Source organism: Pseudomonas sp. UYIF39, assembly GCF_029963765.1.
Lineage (GTDB): Bacteria > Pseudomonadota > Gammaproteobacteria > Pseudomonadales > Pseudomonadaceae > Aquipseudomonas.
Genome location: NZ_JALBYU010000018.1, coordinates 83,729 through 106,483, shown reverse-complemented (window position 1 = coordinate 106,483; position 22,755 = coordinate 83,729). Strand labels below are relative to the sequence as shown.

Below are 22,755 nucleotides of genomic sequence, written 5' to 3'. Positions count from 1 at the left end.
GGTCCTTTCACCAATCCGAAAGGGCCGGTGTCGCTTGGAGTTATAGATGGCTAATTCACTGGGCACGCTAACGCTCGATCTTATCGCGCGTATCGGCGGTTTTACCGGTCCTCTGGACAAGGCTGAGGTGGCGGCTCGGAAGTCTGGTAAAGGGATTGCCGATTCCGCGAACATGGCCTCGCTCGCATGGAGCGCACTTGGCGAAGTCGTCGCGGGCGCTGTTGCCGGTTTCTCTGTGGGAGCGGTGCTCACCAGCTTCATCACCGAGACCCGGGACGCTGAAAAGGAACAAGCCCAGCTTGCAGCGGTACTCAAGTCTACGGGCGAGTCTGCCGGGTTCAGTAGAGACCAGCTCAACGGAATGGCTGACGCCATGGAGAAAGCCTCCACCTTTTCCGGCGGCGATATCAACCAGGCGCAGACAGCGCTCCTGGCATTCACTGGGGTTGTGGGCAATCAGTTCACTCGGGCTCTCCAAGCAGCTTCCGACATGGCTGCGCGGACCGGCACCACGGTACAGCAGGCAGCTGAAACAATCGGTCGGGCACTAGATGTACCGACTGAAGGCCTGAGCTCGCTTAGCAAACAAGGTTTCAGATTCACCGAAGATCAGAAGAAGCTTGCGGAGTCATTCGAGTCCGTGGGCGATGTGGCGGGCGCGCAGGGAATCATCCTGAATGCGCTCGAGGAATCGTATAGCGGTGCTGCCGCTGCTGCCAGGGACACGTTCGGCGGTTCGCTCGACGCCTTGCGCAACACGGTCGCCGGCCTACTTACCGGCGAAGGTAGCCTTGACGGCGCCCGCGCGGCAGTTGAGGCGTTCAACTCAGCTCTGGGATCTCCGGCTGCTCGCACCGCGCTTGGGCTCACTGCCCAGGCAGCGACAGCCCTTGCGGTCGTGCTGGCAACTCGCCTGGCCGCCAGTGCCGCAGGAACCGCCATCGCTTTCGCCGCGGCTCAAGTCGAGGCTGTTCGCTATCAGCTCGCGCTTGCCAGGCTGGCCGGCGTAGCTCCGGCAACAGCCGCTGGCCTGGTCGGAATAGGTGTGGCTGCCCGCGGTGCATCGGCTGCCATGGCGTTGCTTGGCGGACCGGTAGGCGTGGTTCTACTCGCCGCCAGCGCGCTTGCTTACTTCGCCATGAGCGGCGATGAAGCAGATGAATCGGCGACGTCCCTTGCCAGCAAAATTGATTTCCTGAACAAGTCATTCGACGGGTTCACGAAGAATCAGGCCGCCTCGGCCTTGCAGGACATCAACCAGGATTTGATGGAAGCGCAGCTGCGAGCACTCGATGCGGAGAGCGCTGTTTCCCAGTACCAACGATTGCTCCGTGATCATCCAGATGATGCCCGGCAGCGCGAATGGAACGCATCGCTGATAACCGCGCAGGGCGAGCTTGATACTGCCCGGCAAAGGGTTGAGGCCTTCGGCGCGCAGATCAATGTGCTGAACGGGATCCTTGCTGCGCCAGTGGTGGTGGAACAATCGAAAGCCTTCAAAGACCTGGCGAAGACGCTGGATGAGCAGATATTACTCTCGGGCAAGAAGACGAGCGCCGATAAGCTGGCCGCTCGTATAGGTGCTGGGCTCGTCACAGGCCTGAAAGAAGGTGAGGGTGATTTACTCATTGCGAAAGCAAAGACCCTGGACGCCAGCGAAGCTGCGATCGAGGCAGAGAAGAAAAGCGCTGCTGCTTCGAAGCAAGCCGCTACGGCAGCAGCCACAGCGGCGTCAGCGCTGACCAAGCGTGGTGAGGATGCGGTAACCGACTATCAGCGCCAGATCGCTTTGATCAATACCTCCGCAGATGCGCAGAAGAAAGCAACGGAAGCGGACAAGCTCAGGTTTGAACTGGCTTCCGGCAAATTGGTTGGCATCAACGCAGTTCAGCAAAAGAGATTGGAAGGCCTGGTAGCGGAGCTCGATGTTCTGCAGAGGCTGAAGCTTGCCAATGATGAGTCTGCCAAGTCGGCGGCTTTCGCAGCAAACCTCCGCGCTGAAAACGATACCGTTCGCACGGGTTTCGACATGGAGCTTGCAGGTGCCGCTATGGGTGAACAGACCCGGGAGCGAATGCGACAGGATCTGGCACTTCAGCAAGATCACAACAAGCAGATGGCTGACCTGCAGAAGCAATTGAACGCCGGCGATATCACCCAAAGCCTGTACGACACCGAAACAGAAATGCTCCGGGAAGCCCTGGCAGAGCGTGTGCTCCTGCAAGAGGACTATTACAGCCGGGTGGATAGCCTTCAGACGCAGGGTGTGACGGGCTTTATAAGCGGTGTGGCCACTCAGGCCGAAGCAAGCATGGACCTCTACAGCACGATGCAGAACGTTGGGGCCGAGACATTCCACAATCTCACGGATGCGATTACGGAGTGGGCTGAAACCGGCAAGCTCGACGCTCAAGGATTAGCCTCAAGCTTCATTCAGTCTGTGGGCCATGCGTTGCTTTCCTATGCTGCTGCGCAGGTGGCCATGGCTGGCCTCAGTGCATTTACCGCAATGGTGGGCATTCCTTTTGTTGGCCCGGCAGTAGCTCCTGGTGCAGCGATTGCGGCAACGGCAGCAGCTGGCGTTCTGATGACAGCAGTCGGCGCCTCCCTCGACGGCCAGGCGCACAGCGGCATCGACTACGTTCCTGCTGATGGCACCTGGAATCTGAAGAGAGGTGAGCGCGTAACCACAGCTGAAACCAGCGCAAAGCTGGATAGAACGCTTGATCGCGTGTCCAAGGATGGTGGCGGGGGCGCTGGTAAAACTGAGGTAAACATCCATGAAGACGCCAGCCGCGCCGGCCAAGTGCAGAACAGCACCGGTCCGGATGGCAAGCAGATGATGGATATCTTCGTCTCTAACTTCCGAGCGCAGACAAGCTCAGCCAAAGCAATGGAGCAAATGTATGGGTGGAAGAGGGTGGGCCGATGACGGCACTTGAAACGCTGTACGCCTCTGGCGGCCAGGCCGTGATCATTCCTACGCTCGAACTGAACTGCTCAGCGTGGGCTGCGCCGATCTATCTCTGCCATGGTTTTGATGACGTCACGGCAAGGACTGAAGCGGGCGCAACCGTGAAGTTCACCGCTTCGGGGTTCGCCGTGTCTTTGCCCAAGCGGGACAACAGCGGCAACCAGACACTGACCTTCGCCATCGACAACGTGACAGGTGAGGCCCAGCAACTGATCGATCAGGCGCTGGAAGCTCGGGCGAGGATTGGCCTGGTGTTCCGGATCTTCATCTCCACGGACTTCAGCGAGCCAGCTGAGCGCCCCTACCGGATGACCGTGCTGAACGGATTCATGCAGGGGGCGAGTGTTCAGCTCAGCGCTGGCTACTTCGATCTGATCAACCTGGCTTGGCCTCGTCGCAAGTACACCTTGGCCTTCGCTCCCTGCCTTAGGTACATCTAAATGTTCGAGAAATACCTGGACGCTTCCTACGAGGACGGCGGGCGAGGCCCTGCGCGTTTGGATTGCTGGGGGCTGGTCCGGCTCGTTCGACATGAGATCTACGACCTGCCACTCCTGCCCAGTTGGGGCTATGTCCGCAACACCATGCCCAAGGAATTCACCAAGGCGGTGAATGAGGGTGTAGACGCCATGGAACGGTGCGAGCCGCAGATCGGGGCGATCGCCTGCGTGTGGCGCGGGAGCATCTGCTTCCACGTCGCCGTGATCGTCGAGGTGGACGGCCGGCTTCACGGGATGGAAATGAAACCGTCCGGCGCAACCATCAAGCCGTTGCGAAAATTCCAAGAACAGTATCTGACAGTGAGTTATCACCGTGATCGAACTCTACCCGAGCAAGCTGGAAGGCCAGCCGTTGGAGCGCTACAAAACTGATCGCGTGATGACCATCGAAGAATGGCTGGTCGCCAATGTGAAGAGCTACCAAGTGCACGAATCGCCGCCGATCAGCATTGAGATCAACGGGCTGTTTATCGATCCGGCGCACTGGGCCAAGGTTGAATTCGGCACAGCCGACACCGTTCGCATTTACCCGGAGCCAAAGGGAACAGGCTTGGAGATTGCTGCCTGGGCAATCGTGGCATCAATCGTCGCCGTTGGCGTGATCATGCTGGTTCAGAAGCCATTGATGACGCCGAGCGCCGCAAACAACGGCACGGGGAAAGCGCTGGGGCTGGCGAAGACCACAGCCAACCAGGTGAAACTGGGAGACGTGATCCGCGAGTGCTCGGGGAAAAACGAGATCTTCCCCGACTACCTCAACCCGGGCCGTATTTATTTTGGTGATGACCCCAAAGTTCAATGGGTAGAAATGCTCCTGTGCATTGGTGTCGGTGAGTTTGAGATATCCGCCGGCCAGGTCCGCATCGGCGGAACGCCTATCGCCTCGCTGGGCGGCACTGCCAGCTACACGATCTACGGGCCGGGCCAATCGCTCACTGCGGAAGACGCTCGCATGTGGTGGCACAAGTCCGAAGAGGTGGGCTCGACCTCAACTGGCAGTGCAGGTCTGACCCTCACCACCACAAGTGCAATTGATCCGCAGGTATCTGTCGATACTTTGCAGTTCAGCGAGTTTGTGATTTCGGTTCCTGTCGGCGCGGGCTGGTTCCCGCACGGATGGGAAGCTGGGTTGATCGCTCGAATCGAGAGCTCTTACCCCTACCTGTTCGCTACACCGGCGGACGGCGGGCCTACCGTGGTCAGCGGGAACCATCTCTCCATGCTTGAAGCGTTTGTCGGCATGAAGATAGAAATCACCGGCATCAATGCCGGCGACTACGTGGTGTCGACCTACACCGCTGCAGTACCAGCGACACCGGCAGCGGCTGGCAGCACTTCAAGCATCACCGCGAGCGCTGGCCCGGCTCGATACGACTACTCGGCAACGCCGGCCACATTTATCCTTGGCGGCGGCCCAGTCTTAAATCTCTTGGTAGACACCTACAGCTGGCCGACGTCTACATCCTTACCGACCGTTACCGTGAGTGCAGGGACCACGGTTGCGGGCATAGCGATCGCGGCCGCAGCGTCTGGATTCGGCTTCCAGATCACTACCGGCAGCACGTCCAACGGACTTTGGTTCATGCTGTCGCCGACCAACAACGTCGCGGGCTGGAATTTGCCCTTGTCGGCTGGCGTGCACACCATTTCGTTTGATGCATCGTCCAGCATCGACGGGGCAACGATTCAGCCAGGTATCTGGAATGGTGTGGCCAATTTAGGTCCAACCATTTCCATAAGCGCCACGCGCACTCGGTACTCGTTCACTGTAACTGTTGCATCGCCCTCAACGTTTGGTGTGATCTTTTACGTCAACCGCGCAGGCATCAACGGCAACAACGTAGTGATCGATAGTGTTCAGGTCAGCAAGGGCACAGATCTGCCCGCGTTCGCCCGCGGCACTCGCGCGGTAGCCCTGAACACTTCAACTGGCAGCATTGCCGGCCTGGTGTCGTCAATCAATGCCAAGATCAGCGGCTCGGGGTTGGTGGCCAGCGCCAGTGGCGGCGTCATCAAGATCACTGAGGCCGGTTCGCCTTACAGCGGCCTGCCGTTGACGCTTACCGGCTCGACTACCGATGTTTTCGGTGCCACTCCGGCGTTTGTCACCGGCTCCAAGACGAATATCGCCACCTCGGCCCAGCCGCCGAAAATGACCTTGGCGCATGACAGCGGGGCTCCTGTATCAGGGCTGCAGGCTGGCAGCGTTCTGTGCTGCATCGGTTACCGCGATCTGCGCTACAGGATCTCCTCGGTCGCCGACGATGCCGTGGACGATGATGAGGGCACGCCGGATGTCGACGAAAGCCATGGCCCTTCGTCAATTTCCGTTATCCGGCTGACCGATACGGGTGCCGAGGATACGGGCTGGGCTGGCTTCGACGATCTCGAAACCAGCGGCGCCAAGATCACCCTGGACAACTCGACAACCGAGGGGGATTGGGCGGGGCCTTTCGTTGCCTGCCCTGTTGGCGAGCTTGTCAGAGTCGTCGAACTGGACTTCTTTTTCCCGCAGGGGCTTGTCCGGTACACCGAACGAAACGGAAACATTCGTCAGGTTTCGGCGAAGGTTGAGGTGCAGTACCGCGATGCTGCGACGGCCGGTGCGTGGACGTCGATAACCTACACGTTCACAGCCATGAGCCAGGACCAGCAGGGATACACACGGCGCATCACCATGCCGACCTATATTCGGCCAGAGTACAGGGCTCGCCGCATTGGGGAAGAATCGACCAGCACCTCCAAGTTTGACCGTGTCCAGTGGTACGGAATGCGCGCGCGAATCCCCAAGCAAAAAGACAGCTACGAGGGCGTCACGGTCATCGCGCTGTATGTGCGTGGCGGTGACAAGCTGTCGGCGCAATCGCAAAGCCAGGTCTCTGTCGTGGCCACAAGGAAGCTGCCGGTCCTGGTGGATGGTGCATGGAGTGAGCCGACCGCAACGCGTGACATCGTGCCTTGGGTCAACCACGTAATGAAGTCCGTCGGCGGTACCGATGAAGATATGGATGTCGAAGAGCTGGCGCGTTATGGCGAGCTCTGGAGCGGTCGCGGTGACTACTTCGACTACAAGGTCGAGGATGACAGCACCGTCAAGGAGTGCCTGAACGACGGTCTTCTGGCCGGATTCGCCGAGTTCACGCTGGAGCGCGGAAGCGTGACGCCGGTGCGAGATGAGTTGCGGTCCCAGATCGGCCACATGTACACGCCGCAGAACATGACCCAGGGCCTGAAGCGCAACTTCACGCTGCTTGAGCCGGACGCTTATGACGGGGTGGACATCAAGTATGTCGACGAGGTGACCCGGGCGGAAGAAGTGGTGCCGTGTCGTCTGCCAGGGGATGCCGGGGACACCGTCCAAACGGTCACCCTGAAGGGCGTGACCGACCGCGACAGGGCTTGGCGCTACGGCATGCGGTTGAGACGGGCCCAGGTCTATCGAAACAAGAGCTACAGCTGGAGTACTGAGTTTGATGCCCTCAATAGCGGCTACATGAGCTATGACGCGGTGGCCGATGACATACCTGGATACGGGCAAAGTTCGATTCTGATGGATGCAACGTCAGAGGGTGGTCATGTTCTTCTGGAGAGCTCGGAGCCGCTGGTGTGGAAGGCTGGCGCGTCTCACGTTGTTGGTCTGCGCCGTCCAGACGGAACGGTTAGCGGGCCTTGGCCAGTCACACGGGTAGACGACTTCACTGTCTCGGTGCCTTCGTTGGACTTTGAACCTGATGTCTCATGGGGGATAGAGCCACCGCACATGCTGTTCGGTGAAACGACCCGCTGGTGTTATCCAGTCCTCATCACATCAATCGACCCCGGCGACCACTCGGCGGACGTGGAGGCCGTCAACTATGACCCGCGTGTTTATGCGGACGACGACAACTTCGCCCTTACATAAGGACTGCGGAACATGCTGACAATGCCAGACGGAATTCCGCTGCCTCTGAGGGAGGGGTACGGCTTCAAGCCAACAAGCCCGATCGTTCGATCTCAATTTGTAACGGGTCGCGCCAGAAATCGTCGTCGGTACCTGAGTGTGCCGACGGAGGTCTCTGTTTCATGGCTCTGCAATGCCGAGCAGGCGAAGCTTTTCGAGGGTTGGTGCAAATGGGGGATTGGTTGGGCTGATTGGTTCATGTGCCCAATCAGAAGCCCGCTCGGGCTTGTGCAGACGAAAGCCCAATTCACCGACATTTATGATGGGCCGAAGCTGGTCGGTGTGAACCTCTGGCGCTATACGGCAGTTCTGTCGCTATTCGAAATGCCCATCCTGAACGAAGCCGAACTAACCGATCTTCTGGCCGGCATGGACGTACGAGTCATGAATGCCGGGCTGCGAGGCCTGTTACAGCGCTGGTACACCAAGTCTTGGCCTGGCGCGACATAGCGGCGCGACCCGCAAAACAAATATCAATTCTATAGCCCGCCACTGAGCGGGCTTTTTTACGCCTGGAGTAAATATGAGCGGACCATCGGATCTCGCCCGACTTACAGCAACGATCGACGCGGCCAACGAGCTGCTGCTGACTGACGAAATCAAGATGATGGATGTCGGTGATGGGGTCATGCGCCCAACCAACGCCAAGGCTATTTCGGACCTGGCCTCGCAGATGTCCGGTGCCATGGTTTACACGAGCGTGTCTCTTGGACTGGCTGGAACAGTATCTAGTGGTTACTTCAGTGTTCTCGCGCCAGGGAGCCTGGAGTACCTGATTCTTTATCGGAATGATGCTGGTGTGGCGACAGAGGTTGATCGATACCCTAATGCAACCGGGACAAAAAAGGCGTCGGAAACCGCTCAAGCTGCATATGAGTTGTCGCCGTCGCGGACACTTTCTCCAGAGATTCCCTGGGCTGTGGTCGATGAGTTTCTGCGAGTAATCCTCGGCGTCCGCGCCGACGGTGTTGTGAGTGCGATTCTCGACAAGCTTCCCGGGCTGGACCTGATCGGTGACTACGCATGGGCGATCACCGATGTGAACGGCGTTGTTCTGCTGGGCATCAAATGGAGCGGAGAGCTTGTCACCTTTGCTCAGGCCTCCACGATCCCAGTGGCTTATGCGTCTGGGCCAAATGGCGCCCAAGATATCTGGATGTTGGTTGGTGGCGAGCCGTACCAACTGACCTCTTCGGGTGACAATTACAACCCAACCGTTGCCAGTGGACAGATCTTCTTTGTAAAGCGTGACGGCCCCGTCCAGCAGGTCACGCTGAGCGTTCCAGTGGTTGGCCAGCTGGCGACCTTTGTTCTGGAGGTTCTGCACATCATTGGTAGCGGCCAATCGCTGTGCATGGGATCCACATCGCCGGCGACGACGCTTCAGCCGCCCGCAGCTAATCGGTTGCTGACCATTCAGGACGGAGTCCGTCTGACAGTAGATACCGATGTGCTGGCCTCGGGAATGGTTGCGCCATTCAAACCGATGATCGCCAAAAACTGGGAGACGCCTGCTGTTCAGTTGACCGCGCAGATCAACCGTCTGCGCGGGCTGCCTGCGCGCGCGGCGAGCCTGACCAGCGTTCACGGTCGCGGTGGGGTTGGCATCACAAATCTTTGGAAGGGCACGCAGCCGTACGCCAATGCCATTACCGCCGTGACTGCCGCCAAGGCTGAATGCGACAGGCTCGGCTATGGCTACCGAGTGCCATTCATCGACTGGATTCATGGCGAGAACGATCGAAGCTCTGCTACTGGCCTCTATACCAGCCGCCTCATGCAGATGCAGGCGGACTACGAGATGGACATCAAGGCCATTACTGGGCAGTCCCAGGGTGTCCCGTTGTTGCTGGATCAAATCAGCAACTGGACAGCATACGGCGACACTGAGTCGCTGGTGCCCTTCGAGCAATTGCAGATCGCGTTGGATAACCCAAAAAGATTTCTGTGCGCCGGACCTAAATATTGGGCGCAATCCAGCCCTGACGGTATTCATCTGCCATCACAGAACTCGATGCGTCTCGGCGCGCAGCACGCCAGGGCAGGACAAGCAATCATCGATGGCCATTCGTGGCTTCCTACCCATTGCGTCTCGGCGGTGCGAAGCGGCGCAACGGTGACTCTGAAATTCCATGTGCCCAGTGGCCCGCTGGTCATCGACACAGTCAACGTGATTGATCCAGGCAACTGGGGCATTCGCTGGGTCGATGACTCAATGAGTGCGACTGTCTCGGCTGTGCGCCTGGTCGGAAATGACGCGGTAATCGTCACCTTGAATTCGGTGCCTGCCGGAACAAATCAAAAAATAGGGATCGCCGACATTGGTACCACCAATGCCGCGGCCGGCCCTGTTACTGGCCCGAGGGCGTGTTTGCGCGACAGCAACCCCGATCTCGATGCTTATGGCCAGCCAGTTTTCAACTGGGCCTGTCACCAGCGCGTTCCCGTTACAACCATCTAATTCGTTGGAGTTAAATTCATGGCTGGTCAAATCATTATTCTTCCTGGCGTTTCGGCCGCAGCAAGTGTTGGCGCGGCGCGCATTGACATGACTGTCGCCGACCGGATTGCCGCGAGGATGTCCAACCTAAAGCACGTCGTCAGCGCACGCTCGTTGACTGCGGTGGCGGGCGGGGGCGTATCTGGTCGCTGCCGAGCGACAGGCGTTAGCCTGGTGCCAAAGGGCACCACGACCGCGCTGAAGCTTTTCGATGTCGCCGGCAAGCGCGCGCTGGGGCTGAGCAATATTCTGGCAGCGGGTCTGGGGCTGCCGGCGGGGAGCCAGACGCCGTCCTATACCGCTGTATTGACCGTGAATATTGGGCAGGCTGATATCGACTCAGTGGCAATTTCCACTTCGCCCATTTTGTTGGGTGGCTCAAACGCTGGCGACACCGTTAATTTGAACGCGCTTCAATATTTCGGCGCAGCGGGTACGCCGCCGAATATCTTCACCGCCCGTGGTAGCGATGCGGCGTCCCCCTTTGCGTCCGTTGTTCGTCCGGGCGGAACATGGGTTATTGCCGTCGTGGATTTCGACAACAACACTAAAACCGTGTCCCTTGCCATCAACCAGGCGGCCACGTTCGCAACCATGCTGAAGACTACTGAGCATGCCCCGGCCGTGGATGATTACGTCGAAATTGGCAATCATAGCAATGCCACCTCGAGCCTGCGCTCGTCAAAAGTTGGGGATCTGTTCTTGTTCGGTGATTCCGTGCTTTCCAGTGCGTTGGGGAGGTCGCAGCTCGCGGACCTGATAGCAGCTCTGAAAACTGAGTACGGAATCGCCTGAAACTTAACCTCCAAATAGGATCCATTTTGAATTGAGGAAGGCACGCCGACAGATTGGCTTTTCTATGAAAATGGGCATGATTTTTGCGATCAACAAATTGATGTATGATTTCGTTAAAATTTTGGTGGGTGGCAGGGGTTTTCATGGGGTTCGTACAAAAAGAACAAGAAATTGATAACTATTCGGGCGCTAAAATTAGTGAGGGCGAAGAAATTATCATAAGTGCTTATTGTAAGGCTCTTGTCAGAGGTAAGCATCTTCCAACAGTTGTGGCATTTTCATCAGTCAATACCCCGAAAGGAAATTTTAAACCCTACAAAACAATACTTGATACAAAGTTTAATATTGTCTTTGTTAATGACTCTGGAAATAATTGGTACTTAAAAGGCGTTGAGGGTGTTGGCGCTAACTTTACCGAGTCCGCAAAAAAAATTATAGAAATTGCTCGGGGTATTGGTAACGGTTGGGTTATGACGTTCGGGACTTCGATGGGGGCGTATGGTTCGATGCTATATGCCGCAGTTGGTGGCGCTGATAAGTGTGTGGCATTTGGTCCGGAAGTAATGCTTGATCAGCCAGGGAGTCGAAGCCATCAGCATAAAAGCAAAGACGCCTTTCTAAGTTATTCAACTCTGCTTTCTTATGTGAAAAATTCTACCTCTATATTTTATTTGATTACAAGTGAGTCGGATGAGGTTGACTTAATCAATGCTATTGCTTTTACAAACATCAGCAATGTGAAGGTTTTTTCTATTCGTGGCGTTGAGCATCCTGGTGTTCAGGTGTTTGATGCGGAAATTGGAATTGGAAAATTTATCGATGCAGCTATAAATGATACAGGCTCAATTATGTCCTTTGAGCGTGCCGGCACAATGCTCGAGAACAAGGAGTTAATAAAAGACCTATGGATAGCCTACGGACTGAAAAGAGAAAAAAATTTCATTGGCTATCTTGATTATCTACTCTCTATAAGGGATGGATACTTGAATAGCTCTATGTATATGTTGCGCCTGGGGGAGGCATATTACAGGACCGGGAATTATCGCAGGGCGACGGAATGTCTTAAAAAATCCATCGATTTAGACTCTCTGCAATTTGAGTCCTATAACTTGCTGGGCGTAATTCAAAGAAAGCAAAAAATATATCCGGACTCAGAATCTAATCTGCTGGAGTCGGCGAAAATTTCTCCGCGAAATCCATACCCTCATCACAACTTGGGTCTGTTATATTTGGATCTAGGTTTGTTGGACAAGGCTCTTTTAGTGTTTGAAAGAGCAGTTGCGCTTAATAAAGGAAATGCAATCTTCGCTAAAAGCCTTGCTGACGTGAAGGCTCTAATTAACGGGTAGAGTACTTAAGTTGCTCTTGCGGTTATCGGCTGGTGCGCAATGCATCAGCCGACATGATCACTCAGCTTAGCTTGTCGCCCCAGCCTTTGATGCTTTCTTTTTGAATAACTTCTAGGATTATTTCGCGAATTCTTTCTTCTTGTTGATGGGTGAATGGAGTATCACTCTCGAAAAGGTTGATGCCTTTTGGCTCATTGCTTTCTGGCATCTGATGCTCATTGCTCATAACTGATCCTTTCATTCTTTTGGTTGGCTGAAGACCATCCATTGGCTGAGATTGGCACGGATATTATCAGGTAACCGATGTAGACAGCCATTAGGCAGTCGATTTGTGTACACGCAATCAGATGTACTTTTTATCTTCGGCCCGCTCAAAGCGGGTTTTTTACGCCTGGAGAAAGGTGATGACCGCAACAGAAAAAGACTATGACGTCCTTACTCGTACTCTCTGGGGCGAAGCACGCGGTGAAAGCCTCACTGGGCAGATCGCCGTCGCTTGGACAATTCGCAATCGTGTAAACGACGGCAAGGTTAAGTCTTGGTGGGGAGAGGGCTATGCCGGCGTGTGCCAGAAGCCTTACCAGTTCAGCTGCTGGAACAGGAGCGATCCAAACTTTGCCTACCTGAGTGGCGCCAAGCAGATCCCGTTCCGCGAGCTCGCTCAGGCGCGGATAGCCGCTGACCAGGTAATCGATGGAAAGGTGCCGGACCCCACCGGCGGTGCCACGCACTATTACGCCACTAGCATCAAGGCGCCGGCCTGGGCGGCGAAGGCGAGGCAGACGCAGAAGCTTGGAAGGCACGTCTTTTTCAAGGATGTACCATGAAAGCCTTATGCAGACTTTCTCGGGTACTGGCCACGACCGAGGAAGGGCTCCAGCACCGGACCGCGCTGGGGTTGGAACGGAAATCTGGATAGGTTCGGTATCAGTGGTCGGACGGCAAGCGCGTCAGCGTCTGGCGGGGTGCTGGCATGACAGAGTTGAAGCTATTTCCTGCCAGTGTATTGTTGTTGATCCCACGGGTAAGAAAAAGCCCGCGGAGCGGACTTTTTCTGTCTTAAGAGCCTACCAAGCTGATGCGGGTTTTGAACACCACAATGGAATTAGGCGTAATTTTCACTCGGAATAAGATTCGATATGCTACTTTGGGTGAAGTACCTTAAGTCGAATGACAATGCTTTCTGATTGTCAAATTCTTTATTTAAGTGCTTCGTTAGTTCGGAGGCTTCATTTTCCTTTCTCAGGGTTTCCGATGTGCTTATGTTATGATCTAGTAGAAGCTCAAGTCTATTGATCTCGTCGATGTAAGGCTTGTGTCTTGGATTAAGCATGCCGGCTCTTTTTACTTCTATGTAAGCTTCTTTGTTTCGGCCAAGCTTTAGCAGTGGAGTGCATTTTGACATGTGAAACAAGCTGTACAAAGGTTTTAATTTGATGGCTATATCGGATGCTGTTACAGATCGCTCATAAGATTTTAATCTTAGCTCGCACGATGAAAGTAAGTTCCATGCGTGAGGGCACTCTTTTTCCTTTTCGATCAGTTCTATAAGGATTGCTTTAGAACCTGTGTAGTCGCCGAGCTTGTATTTGCATACCGCATAAATAAACGTTAGTAGTAGCGAGCTGGGTAGCAAGTGAAGGTGTCTTTCAAGATATGCTAATACGTTTTGCCATTTATGACCAAGGTAGTCGTTGCTGATTCTGTGAATTACGTCGTAGGTACGCTTTGAGCTAGCGCCTTGCAATAGAGATTTGTTGTTTGCGCTTTTGCTGTTTATTAAGTCCAGCAGGAGTGGGACTAATTCGCTCCTATAGTTTAGACTGTTTGCAACATCATGCTCTGCATAAGGGATTCGATACACTCTGATATCTTTGCAGGCCTCGCTTAAAAGATAGGCGCCTATTGTGTCAGATATATCCATTTCGCCATAAACTACGCTTATCTTTGGTATGTCTAATACGCGTAGGTCAGGGTATATCGGTTGAAATTGGTTGCGCGTAACTTCAGTTCGACCGCCCGGAATGCCGAGTAATGGTTCAACCGAAAATGCAATAATGTGGTCGGCGCGCGAAAGCGATCCCAACAAAATAGCACCATAAGCGCCCATGCTTACACCGAAAAATATAGTTTCTTCTATGCCCAGACTTGTTTTGATTTCAGATATTTTTTGTGTGATTCCCGTTAAGCCATTTTCAATTCCGATAATACCAGTTCGGTACCATTGCGTCATCGGGCTATTCAAGAAAAGGCAATTGCATCCTAGGTTTTGCGCTAGCTTCCAAAATGTAAATTTAGGATGTCTTGTATCAAGAGATGAACATATAACCAGCAACTTTTTGGATGTTGGGTGCTTTTGCAGTTGATAATAGTTACTGGACTCGATTATTTCCATGCTTTGAAAGTTTCCTTCGCTGACTAGGTGCATAGCTAGTGATTTATGTAGAAGCTGACCTGATTATGCCCGTTTTTTACTTGTTTTTCCCGCGCTCAACTCCACTACCAAGTTGCTGAGCAATACTCAACCAGGGAATGCTTCGCTAAAAGGTCCGAGCCAAGCCGCAGGGGGTGGACGGCTCTTTACAGTCCTAGGATGAATCAGTGGCGTCGAGAGGGAGGGAGCGCGCGATCAAGGACTGATAGTGCTGGCGGCGGGTCAGGCGTACCTGCGCGCCATTCTGTCCGTGCTCAAGTGATAGGTTTCGGCTGAGGTGTCAGGCCGTTGTGTATCCCGCGAAGGCGCTCAGCTTCGCGCTGATGCTCTCTCGCAGCGTAGAGTTTCTTGCGGAGTTTCGCGGCCTCACCGGAACGCTCCCGCAAGTTCGCCACGGCTTCGTCACGATGATTCATCGCTTCGGCGTGCATTTCGACCAGCGTGAATATTTTTTCCCGGGCCTGGCGCAATTGCAGGTTCAGTTCCTCGAATTCGTTCTCATACATCCGGAGTTGGTGCCGACAGGTCTCCAGCTCGGTCGGGCAGCCGAGCCAGTCGCTTGTGTCTTCGATTTCGTACGGGTCCACGACGGCACCTTATCTATACTGTTTGGATATACAGTAATCGAGGCGCGACGTTTCAGCGAGGGTAGGGCGACGAGTTGTAGATTCTGGGTTGGGGTGTTCGGTCGGCAGAACGCCGTAGGTGGGATTTTCTTCGGGGAATTCTTCCCCAAAACGCAACCGTTTGGACCAATGTTTATTGGGTTCAGAAGAGTCGGAAAAGTCGGTGGTTTTATTGGCTGATTTAGGACTCAAGGCCTTGATTCAAAAGGCCTTGTTTCGTTTCTATGCGGCATCCCAGGCTTTGATACCGTAATTGGGTGGCATCAACCACTGAGGCGCGGTGTTGCGTTGGGTTATCGCAGGCAGAACGCCGGAGATGGCTGGGCCAATTCTTGGGCCAATTTATCGGGGAGCGACGGAGTATTACGGGGAACCCTTGGGGCTTGGCCCTTGAAATCAAAGGCCGAATCCCCGCTTACCCCCATGTAGACGTCATAATTAAATGTCGCGTCTTACCAATAGGGCTACGGTTTTTAGGGGAGTTCAGAGGGGCTACGGGGTGACCGCAGTAGCGCTTTTGAAGCCTGTTTCCTGACAGCAGCCCGTCATTTGTACACTGGGGTCACGGGGCTTTGCAATCAAACGGGGCGGGGACGGCATAGCAGCGGTCGGTTTCTGACCTGTCATTCGAAGCATTTGTACTTAGGATTGAGAGATGTGTCTGGTCTGAAACATTTGCTAATGCTAAGTGGCGGGTTATAACTAACGCACGAACGACGCAGGAAGCCTTCGGAATGGAATCGAAAGAACGACAGTTAATGGAATTACTCGGCCTCACGGCTCGCTCGCTGACCCACCTCACCGCGTCCATGACCTCGATGTCCTTCGAGTTGATGCGCAGTGAGGACCAAGTGACCAAGGCGGCCGGCCGGCGGATGATCGACCGCATGGCAACCATCAGCACCGGGCTCGACGAGCACTGGCGGCTGATCGGTGAACTCACCGGTGTTCATGTCGCTCAAGAGCAGATCGAAACCATTCAGGAGATTCAGTTGCAAGGGCCGCCGAGGCTGCCGCCGAACTGATCCCCGACGGTCATCGGCTGGCCTGATAGTCGCCAATTCACAAGACGAACGTCGCTGGCGCAGCAGTGGCTCTGGCGCCATAGTTTTGTTCCCGCGGCCGATATTGCCCGCCCAGAACAAGACAGAGACTGGCCATGACCAAGACTCTCCATCACCGTGCGTGCCACCTGTGTGAAGCCATCTGCGGCCTGACCATCGAAACCACCGAAGTCGAAGGCGCAGTGCAGATCACTTCGATCAAGGGGGACGCTCAGGATACATTCAGCCGCGGGCACATCTGCCCCAAGGCCGTCGCCCTGCAAGATATTCAGAACGATCCGGATCGTTTGCGTCAGCCGATGCTGCGGGTCGGCAGTGAATGGCAACCCATCGAGTGGGAAGACGCCTTCAACCTTGTAGCCGAACGTCTGGCGGCGATTCAGGAGCGTCACGGACAGAATGCGGTGGCGGTCTATCAAGGCAACCCCAGCGTGCACAACTATGGGTTGATGACCCACAGCAATTACTTTCTCGGCCTGTTGAAAACCCGCAACCGGTTTTCCGCGACCTCAGTCGACCAGTTGCCCCATCACCTGACAAGCCATTTGATGTACGGCCACGGTTTGCTGTTGCCGATCCCGGACATCGATCACACCGATTTCATGCTGATCCTCGGCGGCAATCCGCTGGCCTCCAACGGCAGCATCATGACCGTGCCGGATGTGGAGAAGCGTTTGAAGGCTATTCAGGCCCGCGGCGGCAAAGTGGTGGTGGTCGATCCGCGCCGCAGCGAAACCGCGGCGATTGCCGACCAGCATCTATTCGTGCGCCCCGGTGGCGATGCGGCGTTGTTGTTCGGACTGCTCAATACCTTGTTCGCTGAAGGTCTGACCCGCGACAGTCATTTGCCGGTGGACGGTCTGAATGAGGTGCGGGAGGCGGTCGCGAATTTCACCGCCGAGGCCATGAGCCCACTGTGCGCGGTGCCTGCCGAACAGATCCGCCAACTGGCACGGGACTTTTCGGCGGCACCGACAGCGGTCTGTTACGGCCGCATGGGTGTCTCGACCCAGGCGTTTGGCACCTTGTGTCATTGGGTTGTGCAACTGATCAATCTGGTCACCGGTAATCTTGATCGCGTAGGAGGGGCGTTGTGCACCGAACCTGCGGTGGACCTGGTGGCGTCCACCTCAGGTGGGCATTTCAATCTGTGGCAGAGTCGGGTCTCCGGGCGTCCTGAATATGGTGGAGAACTGCCGGTCTCGGCACTGGCCGAAGAGATGCTTACTGAAGGGGAAGGGCAGGTCCGCGCGCTGATTACCGTGGCGGGTAATCCGGTACTGTCGACGCCCAATGGCCGGCAACTGGAACAGGCGCTGGACGGTTTGGAGTTCATGGTCAGCATCGACCTGTACATCAATGAGACCACGCGGTTTGCCGACCTGATTCTGCCGTCCACCTCGGCCCTGGAAAACGATCATTACGACACGACTTTCAATATGTTTGCGGTGCGTAACGTCAGTCGGTTCAATCGCGCGATCCTGGCCAAGCCCGAAGGTGCGTTGCATGACTGGGAGATATTCGTGGGGCTGGCCAAGGCCTTTGCTGCGAAGACTGGCAAAGCATTGAAACCAACCGTTGCTCCGGCGCAGATGATTGATCATGGCTTGCGAATGGGGCTGTATGGCGACGCTTCGGAGCACAAGTTATCGCTGGCGACGTTGTTTGATCACCCTCATGGTGTTGATCTTGGGGCATTGAAATCCAATCTGGCGCCACGTCTGAAAACGGCTGATCAGCGAGTCCAGGCGGCGCCTGCCGCGATCCTTGCTGATCTCGTGCGCTTTGCGGCACTGCAAGCGCCGGCTGCTGATGAATTGCTGATGATCGGCCGTCGTCATGTGCGCAGCAATAACTCGTGGATGCACAACTATCACCGCCTGGTGAAGGGCAAGCCGCGCCATCAATTGCTGATGCACCCGGATGACCTGGCCAGTCGTGGGCTCAACGACGGGCAGCGAGTGCGGGTCAGTTCGCGGGTCGGTGAGATCGAAGTTGAAGTGCTCGGAAGTCTGGATATGATGAAAGGCGTGGTCAGCCTTCCGCACGGTTGGGGCCATGCGCGGCCAGGCGTGCAAATGACCATTGCCAGTGGTCAGCCGGGTTCCAGCGCCAATGACTTGACCGACGAGTGTCAGCTCGATGAGTTGTCGGGCAATGCGGCGTTGAACGGTGTGCCAGTGACCGTGGCAGCGGCTTGACTGAGTCTGTCGGGGAGACCGAGCAGGGTGCTCGGGTTTCCGTTACAATGCGCCACCGTGCCGACCCCTGAGTCGGAAAGTTCAGCCGAGGTGCTCCATGGATATCATCGAAACGATTAAAGAGCAGATTGCTAACAACACCATTCTGCTTTACATGAAAGGTTCGCCGAATGCCCCGCAGTGCGGCTTCTCCGCGAAAGCCGCGCAGGCCGTGATGGCGTGTGGTGAAAAGTTTGCGTATGTGGACATCCTGCAGAACCCGGAAATCCGCGCCAACCTGCCAAAATACGCCAACTGGCCAACCTTCCCGCAACTGTGGGTGGGCGGTGAGCTGGTCGGCGGTAGCGACATCATGACTGAGATGGCTGCAGACGGTTCGCTGCAAACCACCATCAAGGCTGCTGTCGAAGCTGCTGCTGCCAACAAGTCCGAAGCCTGACTAGCTCCTGTAGGAGCTGTCGAGTGAAACGAGGCTGCGATCTTTTGATCTTCAGCAACTAAAAAGCCCCACCCTCGAAAGAGGAGTGGGGCTTTTTATTGCGCTTGATAAGTTATGTCGATGTCGATGTCGCCACTGCCATCGCCAAGATCGCAGCCTCGTTGCACTCGACAGCTACTACTCTTCGCCCATCTGCGATTGCAGATAGTTCTCAAGACCGACTTTATCGATCAGACCCAGTTGGGTTTCCAGCCAGTCGATATGTTCTTCTTCGGATTCAAGAATATCTTCAAGCAGTTCACGGCTACCAAAGTCGCCAACGGTTTCGCAATGAGCGATAGCCACTTTGAGATCCGCATGACCGGTGCGTTCGATACGCAGGTCGCACTCAAGCATTTCCTTGGTGTGTTCGCCGATCTGCAGCTTGCCCAGGTCCTGGACGTTCGGCAGGCCTTCAAGGAACAGGATGCGCTTGATCAGCTTGTCTGCGTGCTTCATCTCGTCGATGGATTCGTGGTACTCGTGCTTGCCGAGCTTGTTCAGGCCCCAGTCTTCGTACATGCGTGCATGCAGGAAGTATTGATTGATCGCGACCAGTTCATTGGCAAGGATCTTGTTGAGATGCTGGATGACTGTAATGTCGCCTTTCATGATGGGGTCCTGCCCTTTATTAGCTGTCAATGAGGCAGAGTTTGAGCCGCGTAATTAAGGGTGTCAAACCTAAGTTATTGAAACTTAAATGAAAATTAATCTGAATAAGAATGTTTTTGTTCCGCGTCTAGAGCGTAAGCGATTGATTTTCAGGTATAAAAAAACCGGACATCAAGTCCGGTTCTTTGAAATATGGTAGTTACGCGGCAGTAAATTCTACAGGATAGGGAATTGCAGCCTGGGCCGATTGCAGCTTGGTCAGGGTTTCGCGAACGACCTCCTTGGCAAGGCAGGCGCATTTACCGCATTGGCTCGCAACGCCGGTGGCCTGACGGACTTCCTTATAGCTGCAGCAACCTTCATAGATTGCTTCGCGGATTTGACCGTCGGTGACGCCAGTGCAGAGGCAGACATACATAAGTGAAAACCGTCGCTGGTTGTGACTCAATTGCGATGGATCTTAATGTTAACGAGAATGATTGTCAAAGTGCTTTCTGAAAGCTTCGCGTTATAAGCGGGCGCGACTGACGAACGGTTTTCGTCAGGGCAATCTGCCAGTAACCGCGGCGACGGCAATTTTACGAACCTGCGAAAAACCGTTGAGGACAGCTTAAAAACGCCGTGTATGATGGTCGGTCCTTGCGAAGAGGGTCGTGTCACAGGGCCGTCGCCTGAAGGTGACAGGCTGATACGAGCCCAGTTCTTCACGTTATTACACCAGGAGATATCCAATGAGCGTACTCGTAGGCAAACAAGCCCCTGACTTCACCGTACCGGCCGTACTCGGCAATGGCGAAATCGTAGACAGCTTCACCCTGTCGTCGGCCATCAAAGGCAAATACGGCCTGGTGTTCTTCTACCCACTGGACTTCACCTTCGTTTGCCCGTCCGAGCTGATCGCTCTGGACAACCGCATGTCTGACTTCAAGGCACGCAACGTTGAAGTGATCGCCGTTTCGATCGACTCGCACTTCACCCACAACGCCTGGCGCAACACCCCGGTGAACAATGGCGGTATCGGCCAGGTTCGCTACACCATGGCTGCCGATATCAAGCAGGAAGTCATGAAGGCCTACGACGTTCAGTCTGCTGACGGCGTAGCTTTCCGTGGCGCGTTCCTGATCGACGACAAAAGCGTTGTCCGTTCGCAGATCATCAATGACCTGCCGCTGGGCCGTAACATGGAAGAGCTGATCCGTCTGGTCGACGCTCTGCAATTCCACGAAGAGCACGGCGAAGTTTGCCCTGCCAACTGGAAAAAAGGCGACAAAGGCATGACCGCTTCGACCGAAGGTGTCGCGGCTTACCTGACCGAGCACGCTGCGGCACTGTAAGCCCAAGCGTCAGGCACAAAAAAACCGGCCGTTGAGGCCGGTTTTTTTATGCGCGGGATAAACCTGACGACGGATCAGTCGTTGTAGTCTTCCCAGCCGCCCATTTGTTTCCAGCGATTGACGATGCCGCAGAACAGCTCGGCCGTCTTCTCGGTGTCGTAGCGAGCCGAGTGGGCTTCACGCCCGTCGAAGTCGATATCGGCGGCCTGACAGGCCTTGGCCAGTACCGTTTGGCCGTAAGCCAGACCGGCCAGTGTTGCCGTATCGAAGCTCGAGAACGGATGAAACGGGTTGCGCTTCATGTCCAGGCGCGCGACGGCGGCGTTGAGGAAGCCCAGATCAAAGCTGCTGTTGTGCCCGACCAGAATCGCCCGTTTGCAGCCATTGGCTTTCAGGGCCTTGCGGATGCCACGGAAGATGTCGGTCAGCGCTGCTTCTTCACTCACTGCCATGCGCAGCGGGTGGTCGAGTTTGATCCCGGTAAATTCCAACGCGGCCGCTTCGATGTTCGCGCCTTCAAAAGGCTCTACGCGAAAGAAGTAGGTGTGGTCAGGGTACACAAACCCTTTTTCGTCCATGCCAATGGTGGTTGCGGCAATTTCCAGCAAGGCGTCAGTGGCAGAGTTGAAACCACCGGTTTCAACGTCGACAACGACTGGCAGGTATCCACGGAAGCGCTCAGCCATCGGGTGGCGTGAACCACCTCCGCCGCCTTGACCGTCCTGTTCGTCGTCGAAATGGTCTTCACTCACGCGTGTTCCTCCAGCAGGCGCCAGCGCAGTTTTTCACCGGCGCGCAGCGGGATTACGGTCAGCTCGCCAAATGGCAGGCTGGTTGGGGCGGTCCACTCTTCGCGGACCAGGGTGATGCGATCGGTGTTCACCGGCAGGCCGTAGAAACGCGGGCCGTTCAGGCTGGCAAAGGCTTCGAGCTTGTCCAGCGCGTTGCGCTGTTCGAAGGCTTCGGCATACATTTCGATCGCTGCATAAGCGGTGTAGCAACCGGCACAGCCGCAAGCGGCTTCTTTGGCGTGCTGGGCATGGGGCGCCGAATCGGTGCCCAGAAAGAACTTGTCGCTGCCGCTGGTGGCGGCGTCGAGCAGGGCTTCCTGATGGGTATTGCGCTTGAGGATCGGCAGGCAATAGAAGTGCGGCCGAATCCCGCCCACCAGCATGTGGTTGCGGTTGTACAGCAGGTGATGCGCGGTGATGGTCGCGCCAACATTGGCCGAAGCCTCGTTGACGAACTGCACGGCGTCGGCGGTGGTGATGTGTTCGAACACCACTTTGAGCGTCGGGAAACGCTCGACCACACGACGCATGTGCTCATCGATGAAGATTTTTTCGCGGTCGAACACATCGACATCGCCGCGGGTGACTTCACCGTGAACCAGCAAGGGCATCCCGACTTCAGCCATGGCCTCAAGTGCAGGGAAGATCTTGTCGATGCTGGTGACACCGGAGTCCGAGTTGGTGGTCGCGCCGGCCGGGTACAGCTTGGCGGCGTGAATGAAACCGCTGGCCTTGGCCTCGCGAATTTCTTCGGGCTGGGTGCGGTCGGTCAGGTACAGCACCATCAACGGTTCGAAGCGACTGCCGGCCGGGCGTGCAGCGAGAATCCGCTGGCGATAGCCGTCGGCTTCAGCGGCGTTACGCACCGGAGGTACCAGGTTGGGCATGATGATGGCGCGACCAAAGGTGCGCGCGACATCCGCAACGGTATTGGTCAACACGGCACCATCGCGAAGATGAATGTGCCAGTCGTCGGGACGCAGCAGGGTCAGGCGGTCGGACATGAGGGGATTCCAGGCGGGTCAAACTGAGGGGAATGCTACCGGAAAAGACACTTACAGGCACTCGCTATCAAGTTTTGCAGGAAGCTTCCGATATCCAACAGGTATGCCGTAAACATCTGTGTGTCGGTCTTTTTGTTGTAGAAGCCAGTGGAG

General features: G+C 55.6%; 20 protein-coding genes. 13 read left to right on the top strand and 7 right to left on the bottom strand.

Features of this window, described 5'->3' with window-relative positions; translation table 11 throughout:
- Positions 1-46 precede the first annotated feature (46 nt).
- From MO767_RS21920 to MO767_RS21885, 8 genes are all read left to right on the top strand, one after another.
- A complete protein-coding gene (locus MO767_RS21920; RefSeq protein ID WP_282482202.1) occupies positions 47-2,932 on the top strand; it encodes a phage tail tape measure protein in 2,886 nt (961 codons plus the stop codon).
- Positions 2,929-3,414, top strand: a complete 486-nt coding sequence (locus MO767_RS21915; RefSeq protein WP_282482201.1) for a DUF1833 family protein — start codon at positions 2,929-2,931, stop codon at positions 3,412-3,414. Before MO767_RS21920 ends, MO767_RS21915 begins: the two co-directional genes overlap by 4 nt.
- A complete protein-coding gene (locus MO767_RS21910) occupies positions 3,415-3,846 on the top strand; it encodes a hypothetical protein (RefSeq protein WP_282482200.1) in 432 nt (143 codons plus the stop codon).
- Positions 3,788-7,375 carry a host specificity factor TipJ family phage tail protein gene (locus MO767_RS21905; protein ID WP_282482199.1) on the top strand — a complete coding sequence of 1,196 codons (3,588 nt, stop codon included), beginning with the start codon at positions 3,788-3,790 and terminating at the stop codon, positions 7,373-7,375. Before MO767_RS21910 ends, MO767_RS21905 begins: the two co-directional genes overlap by 59 nt.
- Positions 7,376-7,387: 12 nt before the next feature.
- Positions 7,388-7,864 carry a hypothetical protein gene (locus tag MO767_RS21900; RefSeq protein ID WP_282482198.1) on the top strand — a complete coding sequence of 159 codons (477 nt, stop codon included), beginning with the start codon at positions 7,388-7,390 and terminating at the stop codon, positions 7,862-7,864.
- Positions 7,865-7,937: 73 nt separating this feature from the next.
- A complete protein-coding gene (locus MO767_RS21895; RefSeq protein ID WP_282482197.1) occupies positions 7,938-9,875 on the top strand; it encodes a hypothetical protein in 1,938 nt (645 codons plus the stop codon).
- 18 nt (positions 9,876-9,893) lie between these two features.
- The gene (locus MO767_RS21890; RefSeq protein ID WP_282482196.1) at positions 9,894-10,709 is read left to right on the top strand and encodes a hypothetical protein; all 816 of its coding nucleotides are present in this window, start codon (positions 9,894-9,896) and stop codon (positions 10,707-10,709) included.
- Between the two features lie 143 nt (positions 10,710-10,852).
- A complete protein-coding gene (locus MO767_RS21885; RefSeq protein WP_282482195.1) occupies positions 10,853-12,058 on the top strand; it encodes a tetratricopeptide repeat protein in 1,206 nt (401 codons plus the stop codon).
- Positions 12,059-12,119: 61 nt separating this feature from the next.
- On the opposite strand, the gene MO767_RS21880 is transcribed toward MO767_RS21885, so the two are convergent.
- A complete protein-coding gene (locus MO767_RS21880; protein ID WP_282482194.1) occupies positions 12,120-12,284 on the bottom strand; it encodes a hypothetical protein in 165 nt (54 codons plus the stop codon).
- Positions 12,285-12,462: 178 nt separating this feature from the next.
- Here MO767_RS21880 and MO767_RS21875 point away from each other — a divergent pair, with 178 nt between their 5' ends.
- The gene (locus MO767_RS21875) at positions 12,463-12,885 is read left to right on the top strand and encodes a cell wall hydrolase (protein ID WP_282482193.1); all 423 of its coding nucleotides are present in this window, start codon (positions 12,463-12,465) and stop codon (positions 12,883-12,885) included.
- 278 nt (positions 12,886-13,163) lie between these two features.
- Here MO767_RS21875 and MO767_RS21870 read toward each other — a convergent pair whose 3' ends face one another.
- Together MO767_RS21870 and MO767_RS21865 are read right to left on the bottom strand one after the other, a co-directional pair.
- Positions 13,164-14,453: a hypothetical protein gene (locus MO767_RS21870; RefSeq protein WP_282482192.1), complete on the bottom strand. Its 1,290-nt coding sequence runs from the start codon at positions 14,451-14,453 to the stop codon at positions 13,164-13,166.
- Positions 14,454-14,746: 293 nt separating this feature from the next.
- Positions 14,747-15,079 carry a hypothetical protein gene (locus tag MO767_RS21865; RefSeq protein WP_282482191.1) on the bottom strand — a complete coding sequence of 111 codons (333 nt, stop codon included), beginning with the start codon at positions 15,077-15,079 and terminating at the stop codon, positions 14,747-14,749.
- Positions 15,080-15,852: 773 nt separating this feature from the next.
- On the opposite strand from MO767_RS21865, the gene MO767_RS21860 reads away from it, so the two are divergent.
- The 3 genes from MO767_RS21860 (at position 15,853) to grxD (ending at position 18,822) form a co-directional block, all read left to right on the top strand.
- On the top strand, positions 15,853-16,143 hold the full coding sequence (locus tag MO767_RS21860) for a hypothetical protein (protein WP_282482190.1): 291 nt from the start codon (positions 15,853-15,855) through the stop codon (positions 16,141-16,143).
- Between the two features lie 134 nt (positions 16,144-16,277).
- Complete coding sequence (locus MO767_RS21855; RefSeq protein ID WP_282482189.1) at positions 16,278-18,383, top strand: molybdopterin oxidoreductase family protein; 2,106 nt, start codon at positions 16,278-16,280, stop codon at positions 18,381-18,383.
- A gap of 97 nt (positions 18,384-18,480) precedes the next feature.
- Entirely contained in the window at positions 18,481-18,822 is a 342-nt protein-coding gene (gene grxD, locus MO767_RS21850) for a Grx4 family monothiol glutaredoxin (protein ID WP_034149018.1), read from the top strand.
- Between the two features lie 177 nt (positions 18,823-18,999).
- On the opposite strand, the gene bfr is transcribed toward grxD, so the two are convergent.
- Both bfr and MO767_RS21840 read right to left on the bottom strand, forming a co-directional pair.
- Positions 19,000-19,473 (bottom strand): bacterioferritin, encoded by a 474-nt coding sequence (gene bfr, locus MO767_RS21845; protein ID WP_123368465.1) that lies wholly within the window; start codon positions 19,471-19,473, stop codon positions 19,000-19,002.
- Positions 19,474-19,672: 199 nt separating this feature from the next.
- On the bottom strand, positions 19,673-19,891 hold the full coding sequence (locus tag MO767_RS21840) for a bacterioferritin-associated ferredoxin (protein WP_008155585.1): 219 nt from the start codon (positions 19,889-19,891) through the stop codon (positions 19,673-19,675).
- Between the two features lie 313 nt (positions 19,892-20,204).
- Between MO767_RS21840 and MO767_RS21835 the strand changes: the two genes are divergently transcribed.
- On the top strand, positions 20,205-20,807 hold the full coding sequence (locus tag MO767_RS21835; protein ID WP_282482188.1) for a peroxiredoxin: 603 nt from the start codon (positions 20,205-20,207) through the stop codon (positions 20,805-20,807).
- 74 nt (positions 20,808-20,881) lie between these two features.
- Here the strand turns inward: MO767_RS21835 and rnt are convergent, their stop codons facing one another.
- Entirely contained in the window at positions 20,882-21,559 is a 678-nt protein-coding gene (gene rnt / locus MO767_RS21830; RefSeq protein ID WP_149631464.1) for a ribonuclease T, read from the bottom strand.
- Positions 21,556-22,602, bottom strand: coding sequence for a dihydroorotase (pyrC, locus tag MO767_RS21825; protein ID WP_138968976.1), 1,047 nt, complete (start codon positions 22,600-22,602; stop codon positions 21,556-21,558). The genes rnt and pyrC overlap by 4 nt, the downstream gene beginning before the upstream one ends.
- Positions 22,603-22,755: the final 153 nt, after the last annotated feature.